This is a genomic window from Paraburkholderia nemoris (assembly GCF_905221015.1).
GTDB lineage: Bacteria > Pseudomonadota > Gammaproteobacteria > Burkholderiales > Burkholderiaceae > Paraburkholderia > Paraburkholderia nemoris.
The window spans coordinates 72486-91177 of the sequence record NZ_CAJNBO010000028.1 but is presented as its reverse complement, the minus strand read 5'-3'; the positions used below and the strand labels follow the sequence as shown (position 1 = coordinate 91177).

Annotated in this window: 15 protein-coding genes; 5 read left to right on the top strand and 10 right to left on the bottom strand. The window is 63.2% G+C overall.

Annotated elements, in window-relative coordinates:
• Positions 1-77: 77 nt before the first annotated feature.
• On the top strand, positions 78-1475 hold the full coding sequence (locus KHO33_RS32975; protein WP_200566813.1) for an MFS transporter: 1398 nt from the start codon (positions 78-80) through the stop codon (positions 1473-1475).
• A gap of 9 nt (positions 1476-1484) precedes the next feature.
• Here the strand turns inward: KHO33_RS32975 and KHO33_RS32970 are convergent, their stop codons facing one another.
• The 9 genes from KHO33_RS32970 to KHO33_RS32930 all read right to left on the bottom strand — a co-directional run bounded on the left by KHO33_RS32970 (position 1485) and on the right by KHO33_RS32930 (position 12526).
• Positions 1485-2144: a glycosyltransferase gene (locus KHO33_RS32970; protein ID WP_200566812.1), complete on the bottom strand. Its 660-nt coding sequence runs from the start codon at positions 2142-2144 to the stop codon at positions 1485-1487.
• A complete protein-coding gene (locus KHO33_RS32965; protein ID WP_054039630.1) occupies positions 2141-2746 on the bottom strand; it encodes a class I SAM-dependent methyltransferase in 606 nt (201 codons plus the stop codon). The genes KHO33_RS32970 and KHO33_RS32965 overlap by 4 nt, the downstream gene beginning before the upstream one ends.
• 24 nt (positions 2747-2770) lie before the next feature.
• The gene (locus KHO33_RS32960) at positions 2771-3838 is read right to left on the bottom strand and encodes an acyl-CoA dehydrogenase (protein WP_234480722.1); all 1068 of its coding nucleotides are present in this window, start codon (positions 3836-3838) and stop codon (positions 2771-2773) included.
• Between the two features lie 292 nt (positions 3839-4130).
• Entirely contained in the window at positions 4131-6104 is a 1974-nt protein-coding gene (locus KHO33_RS32955; RefSeq protein ID WP_200566810.1) for a PAS domain-containing hybrid sensor histidine kinase/response regulator, read from the bottom strand.
• Between the two features lie 143 nt (positions 6105-6247).
• Positions 6248-7810, bottom strand: a complete 1563-nt coding sequence (locus KHO33_RS32950) for a DHA2 family efflux MFS transporter permease subunit (RefSeq protein ID WP_200566809.1) — start codon at positions 7808-7810, stop codon at positions 6248-6250.
• Positions 7811-7889: 79 nt separating this feature from the next.
• On the bottom strand, positions 7890-9131 hold the full coding sequence (locus KHO33_RS32945) for an HlyD family efflux transporter periplasmic adaptor subunit (RefSeq protein ID WP_200566808.1): 1242 nt from the start codon (positions 9129-9131) through the stop codon (positions 7890-7892).
• Between the two features lie 42 nt (positions 9132-9173).
• A complete protein-coding gene (locus tag KHO33_RS32940; RefSeq protein WP_234480721.1) occupies positions 9174-10760 on the bottom strand; it encodes an efflux transporter outer membrane subunit in 1587 nt (528 codons plus the stop codon).
• 72 nt (positions 10761-10832) lie between these two features.
• A complete protein-coding gene (locus KHO33_RS32935; protein ID WP_200566807.1) occupies positions 10833-11270 on the bottom strand; it encodes a MarR family winged helix-turn-helix transcriptional regulator in 438 nt (145 codons plus the stop codon).
• Positions 11271-11464: 194 nt separating this feature from the next.
• Positions 11465-12526, bottom strand: coding sequence for an NAD(P)/FAD-dependent oxidoreductase (locus KHO33_RS32930; protein ID WP_200566806.1), 1062 nt, complete (start codon positions 12524-12526; stop codon positions 11465-11467).
• Between the two features lie 271 nt (positions 12527-12797).
• Here KHO33_RS32930 and KHO33_RS32925 point away from each other — a divergent pair, with 271 nt between their 5' ends.
• The gene (locus tag KHO33_RS32925) at positions 12798-13907 is read left to right on the top strand and encodes a porin (RefSeq protein ID WP_200566805.1); all 1110 of its coding nucleotides are present in this window, start codon (positions 12798-12800) and stop codon (positions 13905-13907) included.
• Positions 13908-13912: 5 nt separating this feature from the next.
• Positions 13913-15028, top strand: coding sequence for a nucleoside hydrolase (locus KHO33_RS32920; RefSeq protein ID WP_407946208.1), 1116 nt, complete (start codon positions 13913-13915; stop codon positions 15026-15028).
• Positions 15029-15090: 62 nt separating this feature from the next.
• Here KHO33_RS32920 and KHO33_RS32915 read toward each other — a convergent pair whose 3' ends face one another.
• Positions 15091-16017, bottom strand: a complete 927-nt coding sequence (locus KHO33_RS32915) for a LysR family transcriptional regulator (protein WP_054039623.1) — start codon at positions 16015-16017, stop codon at positions 15091-15093.
• An 83-nt stretch (positions 16018-16100) separates the two neighbouring features.
• On the opposite strand from KHO33_RS32915, the gene KHO33_RS32910 reads away from it, so the two are divergent.
• Both KHO33_RS32910 and add read left to right on the top strand, forming a co-directional pair.
• A complete protein-coding gene (locus KHO33_RS32910) occupies positions 16101-17447 on the top strand; it encodes an NCS2 family permease (RefSeq protein WP_200566804.1) in 1347 nt (448 codons plus the stop codon).
• Positions 17448-17558: 111 nt separating this feature from the next.
• Positions 17559-18656 (top strand): adenosine deaminase, encoded by a 1098-nt coding sequence (add, locus tag KHO33_RS32905; protein ID WP_200566803.1) that lies wholly within the window; start codon positions 17559-17561, stop codon positions 18654-18656.
• Positions 18657-18692 lie beyond the last annotated feature (36 nt).

The window sequence follows — 18692 nt, the reverse complement described above, 5'->3', positions numbered from 1 at the left end:
ATTAACCATCCGCACCGTACAGGTGCAATAATGTCGCCTTTGCCTGCGGCCTTCCGCCGCAGATCGCCCGCCCCTCCATGACCGTCGTTCAGAAAGCCCTGATTGCGCCCCTTATCGTCGCATGTGCGATGTTCATGGAAAGCGTCGATGCGAATGTGATCGTCACCGCGTTGCCGGTCATGGCGCGCGACTTCGGGCGCGATCCGGTCACGCTGAAAATCGCGGTAACGAGCTACGTGCTCGGTCTCGGTGTGTTTATCCCGGTGTGCGGCTGGCTTGCGGACCGTTTCGGTGCGCGCACGATTTTCCGCACCGCGATCGGCATCTTCGTGACTGGCTCGCTGCTGTGCGCCGCGTCGAACTCGCTGGCCACCTTCACCCTCGCCCGCTTCGTGCAAGGCGTCGGCGGCGCGATGATGGTGCCGGTCGGGCGGATCATCATCTTCCGCGTGGTACACAAGTCCGACTTCATCCGCGCGATGAACTATCTGAGCGTCCCGGCGCTGCTCGGACCGGCCGCCGGACCGCTGCTCGGCGGCTTCATCACCACCTATCTGCACTGGCGCCTGATTTTCTTCATCAATGTGCCGATCGGCATTCTCGGCATCTATCTGACCAACCGGTATATCGCCAACACGCGTGAACCGGATCCGGGACCGCTAGACTGGATCGGTTTTTTTCTGTCGGCGGCCGGCGCGGTGCTGCTTCTGCTCGGACTGTCGCTGGTCGGCGGCGAACTCATGTCGAACCGGGACGCGTTCGGCATGTGCGCAAGCGGCGCGGCTCTGCTGGTGGTCTACGTCGCGTACGCCCAGCGCGTGAAATTGCCGTTGCTCGATCTGCGCTTCTTCAAGGTGCCGACTTTCCAGGCGAGCGTGCTCGGCGGCTCACTGTTTCGCATCGGCCTCGGTGCGCTGCCCTTTCTGTTGCCGTTGATGCTGCAGGAAGGACACGGCATGAGCGCGTTCGAGTCCGGCCTGATTACCTGCGCGTCCGCGTTCGGCGGCATGTTCATGCGTACGTTCGCCTCGCGCGTGCTGCATCGCTACGGCTTCCGTTCGGTGCTGGTGGTCAACGCGGCGTTGTCAGGGATTGCGATCGCGGCGTGCGGATTGTTTTTCCCCGGCACGCCGACCTGGATCATCTGGTTTGTGGTGTTGCTCGGCGGCTTCTTCCCTGCGCTGCAATTCACGAGTCTCAACTCGCTGACTTACGCGGAAATCGCCAGCCGCGACGTGGGCCGCGCGACAAGTCTCGGCAGCGTCGTGCAGCAGATGTCGCTCGGCCTGGGCGTGACGGTGGGCGGTATCGTGCTACAGATTTCGCGCGTGCTGCACGGACATCCAGGCATCATGTGGTCGGATTTCTGGCCCGCGTTTCTGGTGGTGGGCCTGTGCTCGTTCGCGTCGATTCCGGTCACGCTGCGCATGCCGCATCGCGCGGGTGAAGAGATCTCGCGAGGCGGTCGAGGCTAGCGCGCGCGTTTATCCCGTCCCGGTCGCCCACGCGAGAAGCGTATCGCCGAAACCATCGCGTGCGCGCGTCACCGTGCGCGCGCTCGTGATCACGCGCGGCGCGGCGCTCCATGCGATGCTGGCGCCCGTTTCGATCAAGCGGTCGACAAGCGCGACGTCTTCGCGGCATGTGAGCGGTGGAAATCCACCGGCTCGTCGATATGCCTCGGCTGAGACGCCGAGGTTCGCGCCATGCACGTGGCGATGACCGTCCGCGTCCACATAGGTCTTGCGAAAATATTCGCGCACACTGTGCGGATGGGCGGTCCAGTCGTCGACGGCAATCGAGCCGCACACCGCGTCCGTGCCCAGCGACAACTGCGCGACCAGCCAACCTGGCGACACGCGGCTGTCGGCATCGGTGAAGGCAAGCCAGCGAGCGCCATCCGCCAGCAGGTAGTCGGCCCCCGTCGCACGCGCGATACCGACATTGCGCGCCTTCAGCGTCAAAATCTCGACACCGTAAGCACGCACGATCGCCTCGGAAAAATCGCTGCAGGCGTCGAGCACGACGACGAGCCGCACGACCTCGCCGGCCAGATCGGCATGTCGCGCTGCTTCGATCAATGCGGCAAGACAAGGCGCCAGCAACGCCTCTTCGTTATGCGCCGGAACGATCACACCGATCATAGAAGCCCCTCGCGCTGCGCGACCGAACGCGCATCGCGCGACCAGACGTCGATCAGCAGATCGGCTTCGTCGTGATGCGCGAGACGCGTCAAACCGCAGCGCGCATCGAATAACGCGTGCGCGGTATCGGCATTCTCCAGCGCCTCCGTAAACGGACGGCGCCAGTGACAAGCGAGCAGCGTGCCGTCCGGCGTGAGCGATCCAGCGATTCGCGCGGCCAGCGTTTCAAGGTCGGCGGCATCAAGGTAATAGGCAAACTCGCTGATGACGATCAGGTCGAACGGTGCCGTTGCGGTCGGCCATTCGTGCGGCACCGTGCACTGCTCGACGCGAACCTGCCGCATACCGGCAACACGTTCGCGTGCAAGACGCACCGCTGTTTCGTGCAGATCGACGGCGAGTAACCCATCACAGCGGGTCGCGAGTTCAGCCGTCAGTTCCCCGTTCGCACAGCCCGGCTCGAACGCGTTGCGATACCGCGGACGCGGCAACAGCGCCAGCGTGAGCGAACGCTTGCGGTGCTCGTACCAGCCCTGGCGCAACTTCCACGGGTCGTCGCTGCCTTTGTAGAGTTCATCGAAGTACGCCGCGGTAGAGCTCATGTCAGCAGCCCTCCATGTATCGCGTCAGAGCGTCCACGGTGCACCTCCGGCTGCGGCGTTGAAGTCGAACGTTGCCTTGACGGTCAACTCGCCGAGCGCGGCAAGATCGCGTTCGGCGTGGCTTTGCCTCAGAAACACCGGCAGGTCCGCCAGCGCGCGAGCGAAGCGCCCATCGCGGCACAAGGGACCGGCGCCGAGCGTGCGCGTTGCGTGACACATCACGGCCGCCGCCGCTTCTTCAACGACGAGGCGTGCGCGCATGACCTCACGCTGCGAGTCGGCTTGCGGGTTCGCGTCGATATGGGCAGCGGTTTCGCGCAGCACTGCGGCGGCTCCCGCCAACGCGACATCGACCGCGCCGAGGTGGGCGAGCCGATGTGCGTCGGCACGTTGCGTGGACGCTTCGCGCAACGTCCGGCCGATCTGCGTGGCGGCGCCATACCAGCACGCGGCAATGCCGGCGCCGCCGTGCCAGAAGCCCGGCCGGCGCACGTAGGCATGGGCTGCGCCCACGCGTGTGGCGGGTGTCTGGTCGAAGCTGACGTCAGCGCTAGCGGTTGCCTGCATGCCTATCGCCTGCCACTTCGATGTGTCGATCGAAATCGACGCGTGATCCATCGCGACGGCCGCCAGCACGGGTTCGTCGTCGAGCCACGCAGTGACGAGCGCATGACTGACTACGCCCGCGCCCGAACACCAGGCTTTTGTGCCGCTCAGATACAGTTGCCCGGCATCCTCTGTTTCCGTACGAGTCACGCACTTGCTGGCCCGCACGCGCGTGTCAGGCGGCTCCGCGGCCCACACGCCCCAGCGGCTACCCAAAGACGGCGTGGGTCCGTGCAGCTCGGCGAGAATCGCCAGCGCATCGGTGTGCCCTTCGAACAGTTTGACCAGACCGAGATCGCACGCCGCGACCGCGGCGAGGGTACGCCAGCGCACCAGTGTCTGCCCGTGCCCGGGCAGCGGTGCGAAGGGCAAACGATCATAGCCTCGCCGGATCAATGCACGCAAAACATCGCCTAACGCGGCGGGGTCACTCGCGTCGAAATGCCTGTCATGCAGAAAATCTTCAAGCGGCTCGGCAGAACGCATAGCGTCCTCTCCGGCGAGTGCCTGATGAGAATCGCGAGTGCGAGTTCTGCTGATTTTTTCCGGTGGCCGCGCACTCACGCCGGCCGCACGATCACGCGTATCGAGCATCGCGTCTCCCTGAATCTGTTCGATCTGTGCGCACGGACTTTTGCTAGCCGCAGCGCGTGCAGACCGACAGCAAGCGGCGTGCCGCAGGTGCCTGACACCTGGGACACGCCGCAATATTTCAGGGCTTATAGCGCGCTGAGGACAACGCGCCGCGCACTCGTATGAAGGAAGCGCGCGTTGACGGCTAGCCGGGACTGCGCGGACGGCGCCGCGTTTCCGCCTGCTCCAGCACCGCTTCGAACAGCGCGAGTTCCACCGGTTTGACCAGATGGGCGTGAAATCCCGCCGATTGGGTCCGTTCGCGATCGCTTGCGTGACCGAAGCCGGTCATGGCGGCGAACACCGTGTCGGAGAGCGCGGGCATCGCGCGCAACGCCTCGAGCGTCGCGTAACCATCCATTTTTGGCATCGCAAGGTCGATCAAGGCAAGGTGGGGTGCGAGGCGCGGCGCAACGGCGAGCGCCTGCGGGCCGTCGTAGGCGATGCGGACTTCGTGGCCTTTGAGTTCGAGCAGCATGGCAAGGCTGTCGGCGGAGTCGCGATTGTCGTCCACCAGCAGAATACGCAGCGGTGACACCTCGTTTTCCGCCATGCCGGCCTGATTGGCCTGCTCCGCGGGGAGCACTGAGGCAAACGGCAAACTGAGCGTGAACGAGCTGCCGCGCCCCGCGCCCTCGCTGCTCGCGATGATGCTTCCGCCATGCAATTCGACCAGCGATTTGCACAGTGTGAGGCCGATGCCGAGGCCACCTTCGCCGAGGCTTTGCCCTTCCTTTTCCTGCGCGAACAGCTCGAAGATCGCATCGAGCGAACGTGCCGGAATGCCGCGGCCATGATCGCGCACCTCCAGCACGGCCATCTGATGATCGACCCGTCCGAAGATCTCGATGCGGCTACCAGGCGGCGAAAACTTCGACGCGTTATGCAGCAGGTTTTGCAGCACCTGCACGAGCCGCGTTGTATCACCGTGCACGATCAGCGGCTCGACCGGCATATGCGTCCCCACACTCTGCTCCCGTGAGTCGGTAAACGGCCGTGCCGCTTCGATCGCACGTGCCACCACCTCGGCCAGATCGACGCGCGCGAGGCGCAACTCGACCTTGTCCGACATGATGCGGCCGACGTCGAGCAGATCGTCGACGAGACGCGTGAGGTGCGTGACCTGGCGGTCGATGAGATCGCGCGAGCGTGCCAGCGTTGGACTCACGCCCGCTTCGAGTTGCATCACGCCGATCGCGTTACGCACCGGCGCAAGCGGATTGCGCAATTCGTGCGCGAGGGTCGCGAGAAACTTGCGCATGCGCTCGCTGGAGCGCGCCAGTTCTTCGCGCTCACGGCGCTCGGTCAGATCGCGTGTGACTTTCGCGAAACCACGCAGCCGGTTCGATTCGTCATACACCGCCGTAATATTGACGTTGGCCCAGAAGGTTGTGCCGTCCTTGCGCACGCGCCAGCCTTCGTCTTCGACCTTGCCGAGCTGCCTCGCGATCGCCAGTTCGCGCGCGGGCTTGCCGGCCGCGGCTTCTTCGCGCGTGTAGAAGTTCGAGAAATGCTGGCCGACGATTTCTTCGCGTGTATAGCCTTTGATGCGGGCGGCGCCTGCGTTCCAGCTGACCACATAGCCGTCCGGATCGAGCATGAAAATCGCGTAGTCTTTCACGTTGTCGACCAACAGACGGAAACGCTCCTCGCTCTGCCGCAACGCCTCCACAAACGCGCGCTGGCTGGTCAGATCGCGAGTAATCTTGGCGAAGCCGGTCAGCACACCCGCCTCGTTGCGCACCGCCGTAATGACCACGTTGCACCAGAAGGTCGTACCGTCTTTGCGAACCCGCCAGCCTTCGTCCTCGAAGCGGCCAGTCAGCGCGGCTTGCTGCAACTCGTACGCGGGCCAGCCGCGCGCCACGGCTTCGGCAGGGTAGAAACGCGAGAAGTGTTCGCCGATGATTTCGTGCGCCGCGTAACCCTTCAGTTTTTGCGCGCCGGCATTCCAGCTGACGATATATCCCTTCGGATCCAGCAGGAAGATTGCGTAGTCTTCGATCGATTGGACCAGCGACCAGTAATCGACCTCGGCTGGCGCGTCCGCACGGAGCACGGGTGGCTCGTCAGCGGCCTCGCGGTTGTCTCCTGCGGGGTGGACGTCGGTCTTGTTCATGATGAAAAGCGTCTATTGGTATGTTCAGGCAGCATACACTGGCTCACCTCCATGTTTGGGGTATTGCCCACTCATTGTCCAACGTCGTTGACCAACGTTAGTGGGCTGAATCAGACGACGACCACGCAGCGGACCTCCGACCCTCAATGCCCCCCGGCGCCAGCCGCCGCGGCCGCGCTCGCCTTGTCCGGCTTCGTCAACCAGATCAACGGAATGATCACCACGAAAATCACGGCTGAAAGCCAGAAAATATCGTTCAGACCGAGCATCGCAGCCTGTGCGTTCATCGACTGTTCGAAGAACGCCATCGCCTGAGAAGCGCTTCCGCCCAGCGCCGCTTGTGCGGCGTCCAGAGCGGAAGTGAACGTCGGATTGTTCACACTCGTTTGCTCGGCAAGCTGCGCATGATGCAAGATCGTGCGGTCATTCCAACCCGTAGTAGCAAGCGACGTTCCCGCTGCCCCCGCAAACACCCGCGCAAAGTTCGACAATCCCGCGGCGGCCGGAATCTTGTCGGGGGTGAGGCCGGAAAGAATGATCGCCGTCAGCGGCACAAAGAACAATGCGGTCGGAATACCTTGCAGCAGAGTCGGCAAAACCAGGGTCCACGTATCCACGCCCGTCGTGTAATGCGAGCGCATGAAAAACACGCTGGCAAACCCGAGAAATGCCAGCGTCGCCAACACTCGCGCATCCGACTTCGGCATGATCTTCGCCATTACCGGAGCAAGAATTACAGCAAAAACGCCAAGCGGCGCGGTAGCCAGACCGGCGTCCACCGACCGGTAGCTCAGATACTCCTGCATCCACTGCGGCAACAGAACAAGGTTGGAGAAGAACACCGCGTACGCCACCGAAATCGCAATCGTGCCGCCCAGAAAATTACGCCCTCCGAACAATCGCAAGTCGATGATCGGATTCTTCTCGGTCAGCTCCCAGATCAGAAAGAACACAAAGCTGATCGCTGCGAATACGGTCAGCGCGACAATCACGGGCGAGTTGAACCAGTCGAGGTCCTTGCCCTTGTCGAGCATGATCTGCAGCGAGCCCACCCATGCGATCAGCGAGAGCAGCCCTATCTTGTCGATCGGCAGGCGCTTCGTCGGGGTTTCGCGTGTGCGGTAGATCGCCCACGTCACGCCTGCTGCAAAGAGGCCAACCGGAATATTGATGTAGAAGATCCATGACCACGAGTAGCTATCGGTGATCCAGCCGCCGAGCGCCGGGCCGGCGATGGGGCCGACCGTTGCCGTCATGGCCCACAACGCCAAAGCGTGCGAGCTTTTTTCCCGCGGATACGAGCCGAGCAGAATCGCCTGCGACAGCGGAATCAACGGACCCGCCACCGCACCCTGCACGATCCGCGCCGCGAGCAGTACCGGCAGCGTCGGCGCAATGCCGCACAACCACGACGAGAGGACGAACAACAGAATTGCCCACACGAACAGTTTGATTTGCCCGACGCGCTGGGTGAGCCAACCCGTCAACGGAATCGCAATCGCGTTGGCCGCTGCGAACAGCGTAATCACCCACGTCCCCTCGTCCACCGACACACCAAGATTGCCCGCAATGGTCGGAATCGCGACGTTCGCGATCGACGAATCAAGCACGTTCATAAACGTGGCCAATGCCACGGCAAGCGTCGCCAGCACGAGCTTGCCGCCGGTCAGAGGCGGGAGCGCTGCGGCGTTGGGCGATCCATTCATTTCGTCACCTATTGAAGAAGGCTAATGTCTGACTTGTCAGCTAATTGCTTAAAAAAACGGGCGTCGGGAGAGCGCCCGTTCAACCTGCTATCCGTGCTGCGTTCTTTGGTGTCGCGCTTGCCGCTACAGCACGTGCCGACGGCATGTTCTGCGCGATGATCCTGGCGATTTCGGCATCGGCGTCGGCGCCGTACTGGGCGAACACGTCCGTGTGATAAGTGGTGTTGATTGCCGCGCCCAGTTGGGTGCCCGACTCGTCGCGCGTTTCGACATCGACTTGCATCGACAGGCCGATCCGCAGCGGATGAGCGTTCAGTTCGCTCTGGTCGAGCTGGATTCGCGCCGGGAGGCGCTGGACGACCTTGATCCAGTTGCCGGTCGCGTTCTGCGCGGGCAACACGGCGAATGCCGCGCCCGTACCCGCCGAGAAGCCGACCACGTGGCCGTGATACTTGACGCTCGACCCATACACATCGGCCGTCAGCGTGACCGGCTGACCAATGCGCATGTGTTTCAACTGGCCTTCCTTGAAGTTCGCATCGACCCACACACCGTCGAGCGGCACGATCGCCATCAGCGGCGTGCCCGGCGCAACGCGTTGGCCAACCTGCACTGAGCGACGGGCCACATAGCCCGTCACCGGCGCGGGCAAGGTGTTGCGCGCGTAACTTAGGTACGCGTCGCGCACTTTCGAGGCGGCGGCCTGTACGTTCGGATGCTGTTCGACCGACGTGCGGTCGGTCAGCGCATGGTTGGCTGCGGCCTGCTGGCGAGCGGCGTCGAGCGCGGCTTGCGCGGAGCTGACCGCGTCGTGTGCATGGGCGATGTCCTCGCCGGATACCGCGCCAGTTTCGGCAACGGCCTGGCGGCGCTTGAGGTCGTCTTCGGCGCGCGCGAGATCGGACTGACGTTGGGCAACGGTCGCGGCGTAGAAATCGTTGTTCACGTAGAGGCCGCTGACCTGTCTCACGGTCTGGCCGAGTGTCGCTTCGGCGTTCGAGAGCGCGACTTTCGCATCGGCGTTATCGAGCGTGACGACCGGTGCGCCCTGCTTGACGATCTGCGTGTCGTCGGCGTTCACCGCCACCACGGTGCCGCTCACTTGCGGCGTTAGCTGCACGAGATTGCCGTTGACGTAGGCATCGTCGGTCGACTGATGGTACTGGCCGTTCGTGATGTAGTAGGCGCCGTAGCCCGCGCCGGCCAACACCACGGTGGCGGCCAGCAAGGAGAGCAGCAGCTTGCGCTTCGCAGGGGCCCGCACTTGCTGGGGTTGGTCAGCGTCCGCCGTCTCGCGGGTGGTGGTGATCGTATCGCTCATTTTGTGGGTCCTGACAGAAAGTGAAAGCGTCGCGATGGCGTCTTAGCGGGTGGCGACGACGGGGTTGGTTTGTACTGCCGAACTGGCCGAAGTAGCCGAAGTAGCCGAAGTAGCCGAAGTAGCCGAAGTAGCCGAAGTAGCCGAGGTTGTCGACGCGGCCACGCTGCCCTGTGCGCCCGAATCGGCGTTGTCCGTATAGCCGCCGCCCAATGCAGCAGCCAGCGCAATCTGCTGATCGCGGCGGTTCATCTTCAGATTCGCGACCTGCTGGTCGGCAGCGAGCGCCGTGGTGTCGGCATTCAGTACCGTCAGCTGATTCGTAAGACCGGCCTTGTACTGCGTGAGCGCCAATTGATCGGCGCCGCGGGCGGCTTCCTGAGCGGCTTGCGCATCGCCGAGTTGCTCTTCGGTGGAACGGATTTGCGCGAGTTGCGTCGCGACTTCCGAGAGCGCGGTGACGAGCGTCTGGTTATACGCCGCGACGGCGTAATCGAAGTCGGCATACCGGCCCTTTAGTTGCGCGCGCAACTGACCGCCGTCGAAGATCGGCAGATGGATCGCGGGACCCGCCGATGCCGTGCGGCTCGCTGCGCTCAGAAAGCGGCCGAAGCCGAACGCATCGAGACCGATCGCGGCGCTCAGGTTGATGTCGGGATAGAACTCGGCTTTGGCTTCCTTCACGTCATGCGTAAGCGCGTCGACGCGCCATCTGGCAGCGACCAGGTCCGGGCGGCGGCTCACCAGGTCGGCAGGCAGGTTCTCCGGCAGACTTACTTCGTCGCCGATTCCGAGCGTTGGGCGCGCAATCGCGAGGCCACGGTCCGGGCCGGCGCCAAGCAAAGCGGCCAGCTGATAACGGGTGGTGAGGATGCTGCCGTCGAGCGACGCCAACGTCGCGCGACTCGTGGCGAGGTTCGCTTGCGCCGTCTTGCGCTCGACCTGGGTGTCGAGCCCTGTTGCAATGCGGCCGGCGGTGATGCGGTCGATCTGCTCGCGTTGCGTAACCTCCTGCTGCGCGATGTCGCGTAACGCGTACAGACGGGCCAACTGGTTATAGGCCCGTGCCGTTGCGGACGTCAGCGACAATCTGACGACTTCGGCATCCGCTTCGCTCGCCTGCAGTTGAGACAGCGAGGCCTTGAGCGCTTCGCGATTCTTGCCCCACAAGTCGAGATCGTAGGAAGCGGATAACAGGCCCTGGTTCTCCGATTGCCATGAACCGCCATACGGCGGCGGCACCAGCGCCGTGCCCGAATACTGCTGGCGCGTGAACGAATACGTGGCACCGACTTGCGGCATCGTGCTGGCCTTCGCCGTGTCGCTATACGCAGCGGCCGCGGCAACGCGTGCCCGGGCCTGTTCGATCGACGGATTGCCCTTCAGCGCTTCCACAAGCAAGGCCTTCAGTTGCGCGTCGCCGAACTGATCCGCCCAATCGGCGGCGGGCCAGTGGCCGTGATCCGCGGGGAGGCCTTGTTGCGTCGCGTAGGTCTGCGGCTGCGCCATCTGTTTGTCGCTCGAGATGCCAGCGTAGTTCGCGCAAGCCGACAGTACGGCCGCGAAGATCACCGTCACGCCCGCCTTCGCGATGTGTGACCTGGCTGCCTGCCTATTTAGCTGCAATATCATTTGCTGACCTGTCAGATATTAAGGTGAAAAAATGGCTGCGATCGTTCGCAGCGCTGTTTGCCTCGTCGCTTGCTAGTCTTCGAGAAACTTGTTCAGCAGGCGGCGCAATTCCTCGAATTCGGTTTTGGTGAATTTCCTCAAACGCCCGTTGAGCACCGCCGGCGCAATCTGCGGAAGTTGCGCCGCGATGCCCTCCCCGGCCTTCGTCAACTTCAGATTGACGACGCGCCGATCCTCGATACTGCGCGAGCGCTCCAGCAGCCCCTTGGTCTCGAGCTTGTCGAGCATGCGTGTCATCAAACCCGTGTCGATACCGAGATGTTTGGACAACTCGAACGGCGTGGTCGCAATGTCCTGACGCAACGACAGCAGGATGCCCATTTGCTGGCTGGTGACATCCAGATCCTTGAGCGCAGCGTCCATTTCCGTAATCAGCACGTTGCGCGCCTTGTTGATGGCGAATCCCACGCTGTTTGTCAGACCGAAACTCTCCGGCGTGTAGTGCTCCATGCGCAGCTCCTTCTTGGTTGGGAGCAATATATCTGCAAAGTCAGATATTGTCAAATTTAAATTCGCAGAAGTCAGATTTCTCAACAAAGGGGGGACGGCAAGTATGGTCAGACGAATACACGGCACGTGGCCGACGTTCGCGGGGAGGACCGCGGAGCATGGCCTCCCGTGCCCGCTGAACGGTTGTCCCCCGGTCAGCCCGCCGCGCCGACCTTTTCCGCCAGCTTCGCGTCGTAACTGGAATGGACGTGCACCCGCTTCTTCTCCGGATAGGCGTACGTGTACGCCTTGCGCAGCGCCAGCGACGCCTCGTGAAACCCGGACAGAATCAGCTTCTGCTTGTTCGGATAGTTGGCGATGTCGCCGACCGCGAAGATGCCGGGCCGCGAGCTCTCGTAGTTGGACGTATCCACATCGACGCGGCCGCCGTGGATCGACAGATTCCACTGCGCGATCGGCCCGAGATCGGCGACCAGGCCGTACAGCACGACGAGGTGCTCGGTGACGAGTTGCGTTTCGCCTTCGATATGCCGCAGCGCGATCGATTTCAGCGTATCGCCTTCTACATTGAGCCCCGAAATCGCACCGACGATGAAGTCCATCTCCCCTGCCTCGACCGCGCGCCGCATCGACTCGACACTCGAATCCGCCGCGCTGAAGCCGTTGCGACGATGCACCAGCGTCACACGCCCCGCGACCTTGCGCAGGGCCAGCGCCCAGTCGAGCGCGGAATCGCCGCCGCCGGCCACCACCACCGTCTTGCCGGCGAAATCGGCGAGACGTTGCACGCTGTAGTGCACGTGACGCGATTCCAGCGGCACGGCCTCGGCGAGCGCCAGTTTTTGCGGCACGAACGCGCCATTGCCGGCGGCGAGCAGAATCGCGGCCACGTCGAATACGAGGCCGCGGTCGGTGCGCACGGTCCAGCGCCCGTCGTCGCGCTGCTCGACCGACTCGACCCGTTGCTCGAGATGGATGGGCACATCGAACGGCTTGCATTGCGCCATCAAACGCTCGACCAGTTCGCGCGCGGTACATGAGGGAATCGCGGGGATGTCGTAGATCGGCTTGTCCGGATAGAGCTCGATGCACTGCCCGCCTACCTTGTCGAGGCCATCGACGATCTGGCATGACAGGCCGATTACACCGGCTTCGAAAGCGGCGAAAAGGCCGACAGGCCCGGCTCCGACAATCAGGACATCGGAGCGAATCGGTTGCAAAAGCGGTTGCAAAAGCGGGTCTGTTGCGGACGTCATTCGGAGTCTCATGGGGTAGATCGATGACCCACCATACAGAATCGCCCGAAGCCCGGCAACGATGCCATTACAGGTGATAAGGACGCTTGGGCTCAGCAGGCATCGGACCGACGGCGCGCCGACGGTGGCCAGCGGAGACCTCATTGAATAGATTAAATTTATAGAACTATAAGAAAACAACATTATTTTTATAGACGACGGCTTCGTATAGTCGAGCCCAGTTCGAATGCGCCCTCCGCTCGGCGCCCTCCTTTCCCGCTACTGGACCACGATGAAACTACTCAAGTTCGCCCCTCTCGCGATCGCCGGCGCGCTCTCCAGCGCCGCCCATGCGCAAAGCAGCGTGACGCTGTATGGCCTGATTTCGGCGGGCGTCGGCTATGCGACGAATCAGGGCGGCAAGAACGCGTGGCAGGCACTTTCGGGGACCAACCAGAACCCGCGCTGGGGTTTGAAGGGCGTCGAAGATCTGGGCGGCGGCACGACCGCGATCTTCCAGCTGGAAAACGGCTTTAACGTGATGACCGGCACCGCGTCGCAAAACGGCCGCGAATTCGGCCGGCAGGCGTTCGTCGGGCTCGCCAGCAAGACGTACGGTACGTTGACCTTCGGCCGTCAGTACGACACGGTGCACGACTACGTCGGCCCGGTGATCATTGCCAGTAACGGCGTGAACATCGGCGACAACGACAACGGCTATAACGACATCCGCGTGCAGAATGCGGTGAAGTACGTGACGCCCGACTACCACGGCCTGAAGGCCACCGCCGAATACGGCTTCAGCAACGCCACCGGTTTCGCCAACAACAATGCATACAGTTTCGGCGCCGGTTACGAGAATGGCCCGCTGAAGTGGAGCGTGGTCTACGCGCAGTACAACAACCCGTTTAGCGCGACCAATCCGGACGGCGCGATTTCGAACGACTATGCGTCGTCGCTGCTGATCTTCGCGAAGAGCGCGCTGCATCCGGCTGCGTATGCGAGCAAGCAACGCATCTTCGGCACGGGTGGCTTCTATACGGTCGGCCCCGCGCAATTTGCAGCGCTTTTCACCGATGTCCGCTACGATTATCTCGACGGTTCGCATCTGCATTTGCAGAACTACAACCTGAACCTGAATTACCACGTGACGCCCGCGCTCGTTCTCGGCGCAGCGTATGCCTTCACTGACGGCAAATACGATGTGATCAACACGAGCCCCAAATGGCATCAGGTCAATCTGCAAGCCGACTATTTCCTGTCGAAACGCACCGACGTCGCGCTGACGGTGATCGCGCAGCAAGCGGCTGGCGACGCGCAACACGCGCAGATTTTTGCTTATGCGCAATCCACCGGCATCCGTCAGATGATCACGACGGTCGGCATGCGCCACGTGTTCTGACGATGATGAATGCCTTCGATCCAACGCAGAACCGTCGCGCGTTTTTGCGCACGGCCATGGGACTGGCAGCGGGTGCATCGGCGTGGCCGATGCTCGCCGCCGCTGCAGGTGGTGCCGGAACAGCAGACGCGGCCAGTGGCACGTCCGCTTCGAGCGCCGCCGCTTTGCAAAGTGGCGCGCGCCGCAGCGTGATCATCGATTGCGATCCCGGTCAGGACGACGCGATCGCGATCCTGTTCGCCCTCGGTGCAAGCGATCGGCTCGACGTGCGCGCGATCACGACGGTCGCGGGCAACGTGCCGCTCAACCTCACCGAACGCAACGCGCGTATCGTGCGTGACTGGGCCGAGCAAACGCAATCGCTGCCGGTCTATGCCGGCTGCCCGCGCCCGCTCACGCGCGAACTGATCACGGCCGCCAACGTGCACGGCAAGACCGGTCTCGAAGGCGTGCCGCTGCATGAACCGCTCGCGCCTCTCGCGTCGCAGCACGCGGTTGCTTTTCTGATCGACACCTTGCGCGCGGCGCCGCCGCATAGCATGACGCTGTGCGCGCTCGGGCCGCTGACCAACCTCGCCACCGCGTTCACCGAAGCACCGGAGATTCGCAACGGCATCCGCGAAATCGTGCTGATGGGCGGCGCCTTCTTCGAGCGCGGCAACATCACGCCCGCGGCCGAGTTCAACATCTACGTCGACCCGCAGGCCGCGCAAGTGGTGTTTGCGAGCGGTGTGCCGATCGTCGTGCTGCCGCGCGACGTCGCCGTGAAAGCGCCGATCACGCCGGCCCGGATCGCGCCGATTCGCGCGCTCGGCAATCGCTGCGGCACCATGGCGGCCGATATCATGGCCGCGGAAGTCGCGTATCAGAAGGGACGCCGGGGCGTTGAAGAAGCGCCGATGTATGACCCCTGCGCGACGGGCTATCTGATCGAGCCGTCCCTGTTCAAGGGGCGCGAGGTCAACGTGATGATCGAGACAGTCGGCGAATGGACGCTCGGTGAAACCGTGGTGGACTGGAGCGGACACAGCGGCCGCAAGCCGAACGCGACCTGGATCACCGAAGTCGATGCGGATGGTTTTTATGCCGCCTTGCGCGCGCGGCTCGCCACGCTGCCGTGATCCGGCGCACGCGCGAACCCGTGAATGGCTCGGCAACGGTCGTGCCTAGCGCACACGTTGCGTCAGATATGCGCGGCAAGCCATTCGCGGCAAGCACGCACGTGCGGGCCGCGATCGTCGCCGGCAAGCGAAATCAGTGCGATCGAACGGGTGACGCGCGGCTTGTCGAGACGCAACGCGACCAGTTCCGTGTCGTGCAGATGCATGGTGTAGAGACTGGGCAGTACCGCAATCGCCAGGCGGTTGCGCACGAGTTCGTACAAGGGCTCGGTGTACTCGACGCGGTAAGCGACTGTCAGTTGCAAACCTTCGGCCCCGCCGGTGCGCTGCAACGCGTCGCTGACACTGCCGCGCACGAACACCGCGAGATCGCGGCCCACCAGCTTCGCCCACGCAAGGGTCTTTTTCTGCGCGAGCGGATCGTCGCGCCGCACCACCACCACGATCTGATCCTCGAACAGGTCCTGGTAGCGCAACGCGGCTTCGCCATCGTTGTCCGCCGCGGCCGCATCGGGCTCGTGCACCCCCACGCCAAAATCGACTGCCCCTTGCCGCACGGCATCGATCAAGGCGGTGTTCGGCATGTCGTTCAGCGTAAAACGCAGCGACGCCTGCTTTGCGCGCAACAAGGTGAGCGCGGGCAACAGACGCGCCGCAGCGGACGGAATCAGTCCGATGCGCACCGTCTGCACGCGTTCGGCGAAGGTGCTCGCCATATCGTCGAAGGTGCCGCGCGCCTGATTGAGCAGACGCTCCGCGAGCGGCAACACGCTGGCGCCCGCATGCGTGAGCGTCAACCGATGCGCGGAGCGCGCGAACAACGGGCCGCCGAGCAGGAACTCGATCTGCCGGATCGCCGCGGTCAGCGCAGGCTGCGTCAAGGCGAGCGACTGCGCGGCCTGCGTGAAACTGCGTGCATGCGCAAGCGTCACGAAGTACTGGATTTGCCGCAGCGTGAGCGCGGGCAAGAGGGACGAACGGTCGGTCATGGAGAGCAATGCATCGACGCAATGCGCAGCAGTATAAATGGCGTGGTAACAGGATGAATCAATTGATCAATAACGAATCTTCAATGCCGACAGCAAACAACATTGCAGCCGCCGCGCGCGGCGGCTGGCTCGAACGGCGCTTCGCACTCGCCGAGCGCAAGACCAGCGTGCGTATCGAAACGATTGCCGGCATCACGTCGTTTCTGGCGGCCGCCTATCTGCTGGTAGTGATTCCGTCGCTGCTGTCGGCGGGCGGCATGGATCGTGGCGCGGCGACGACCGCAACGATTCTGGTGTTCGTGCTGAGCACGGTGCTGATGGCGCTGTACGCGAATCTGCCGTTTCTTGTGGGACCCGGCATCGGCGGCTCGGTGATTCTCGGCATTACGCTCGCAGGCGAGCATGTCGCGTGGCAAACGGGCCTCGGCATCGCCTTCGTGTCCGGCGTGCTGTTTCTGATCCTGACGCTGGTGGGCGCGCGTAGTCTCGTGGTGCAGCTAATTCCGGCGCAAATCAAACTCGGGCTCGGCGCCTCGATCGGTTTGTTCATCGCGGTGCTCGGCTTCCGTAACGCCGGGATGGTAGTCGCCAACGCGAAAACCAATGCGCTCGCGCTCGGCGACTTCTCGCGCCCGGGCACCCTGGTCGCTTTGATCGGCCTCGGCGCGGCAGTGGTGCTGCAAGGCCGCCGCGTGCCCGGCGCGATCTTGTGGGCGATCCTGATTGCGGCCGCCGCCGGTGTGCCGCTCGGCGTCACGCATATGCCCGCGTCGTTTCTGTCGTGGCCGCATAGCATCGCGCCGATCGCGTTCAAGCTCGACATTGCGAGCGCCTTGAGCGTGGCCGCGATTCCGTATCTGTTCGTGTTCTTCGCGGCGGAGTTTTTCTCGACGCTCGGCACCACACTCGCGGTCGGCGCCAAAGCGGATCTGCTCGACGAAAACGCGAATCTGCCGAACATCAACCGCCCGTTTCTGGTCGATTCGATTGCGGCGACGCTCGGTCCGGTGTTCGGCATCCCGGCGCTCACAGCGCTGGTGGAATCCGCGGCAGGTGTTGAAGCGGGTGGACGTACGGGCTTTTCTTCGCTCGCGGCCGCCGCGATGTTCGCACTGATGCTGTTGTTCGTGCCGGTCGCGCTGGCCATTCCGAAGGAAGCCACCGCGCCCGCGTTGATCCTGATCGGACTATCGATGTTCAGCACGATTCGCCACACGCATTTCGACGACTTCAGCGACTCGCTGCCCGTTCTCTCGATGGTGTTGCTCACATTGATGTCGAACAGTTTCGGCACCGGTATTGCGGGCGGCCTGCTCTGCTATGTGCTAGTCAAGCTGCTCGCCGGACGTTTCCGTGAAGTACCGTGGGGCCTCTATGTGCTGGCCGTGCCGCTCGGCTATTACTTCTATACCGTGGTGAAGCCGCATTGAGATTTGCACCGTGGCAGCCTGGTTACCCGGCTTTGCCGCACATTGTTATCCTGCATTCGCACTAAACTGAATTAGCGTCGAGTTTTACGCACTACCGAAAACCATACCGACATGAAAGAGACATTGGGCAACGTGCCCGCATCGCGCCGTGGCATTACGCTCACCGATGCCCATCGCGCCTTCTTCACCGCCCTGCCGAAGGTCGAATTGCATTGCCATCTGCTGGGCGCGGTGCGTCACGAGACCTTTATCGCGCTCGCTGAAAAGAGCAACGCGCCGATCGACCGCGAAGAAATCGACGCGTTCTATACCCGCGGCGAAAAACCGGTCGGCGTGCTGCGTGTGCTGCGCGCGCTCGACGAGCATCTGCTCACGCATGCGGACGACCTGCATCGCATCGCCTACGAATATCTCGCCGATGCCGCCGCGCACCAGGTGCGTCATAGCGAATTCTTCTGGAATCCTACCGGCACGGTGCGCGTCTCTAAGATTCCCTATGCGGATGCGCAAGCGGCCATCGTCACCGCGATTCGCGACGCCGCGCGCGACTTCGGCATCAGCGCGCGCCTGATCCCGAGCATCGACCGCGAAGCCGATCCCGACGAAGCGGTCGCGTTAGTCGACTGGATGTGCGCGCATCGCGCGGACGAAGTGGCGGGTCTCGGGATCGATTACCGCGAGAACGACCGGCCGCCTGAGTTGTTCTGGAAGGCGTACCGTAATGCGCGCAACGCCGGCTTCAAAACCACCGCGCATGCGGGCGAATTCGGCATGCCGTGGCGCAATGTCGAGACGGCCGTCGACCTGCTGCATTGCGACCGGATCGATCACGGCTATACGATCGTCGATAACCCTCAATTGGCGGCCCAATACGCGGAACGCGGCATCGTGTTCACCGTGGTGCCGACCAACTCCTACTATTTGCGCACGCTCGCCCCGGAAGTCTGGGCCGAACAGCATCCCATGCGGCGCATGCCGGGTCTGGGCCTGAAAATTCACCCGAACACCGACGACCCGACGCTGCACAAAGTGACGCCAAGCGAAGCATGGCAATTGATGTATAGCCACTTCGGCTTCAGCATTGCCGAGTTGCGCGAGTTCATGCTCAACGGCATCGACGGCGCATGGGTCGACGAAGCGACGCGCCACGCATGGCGCGCGGCGTGGGGTGCGGAGTTTGACGTGTTGGCGACGGCCTTGCCCGCTTAAGTGCGGACTGCGCTTCGGCTCAGGCTAGCCACTCCC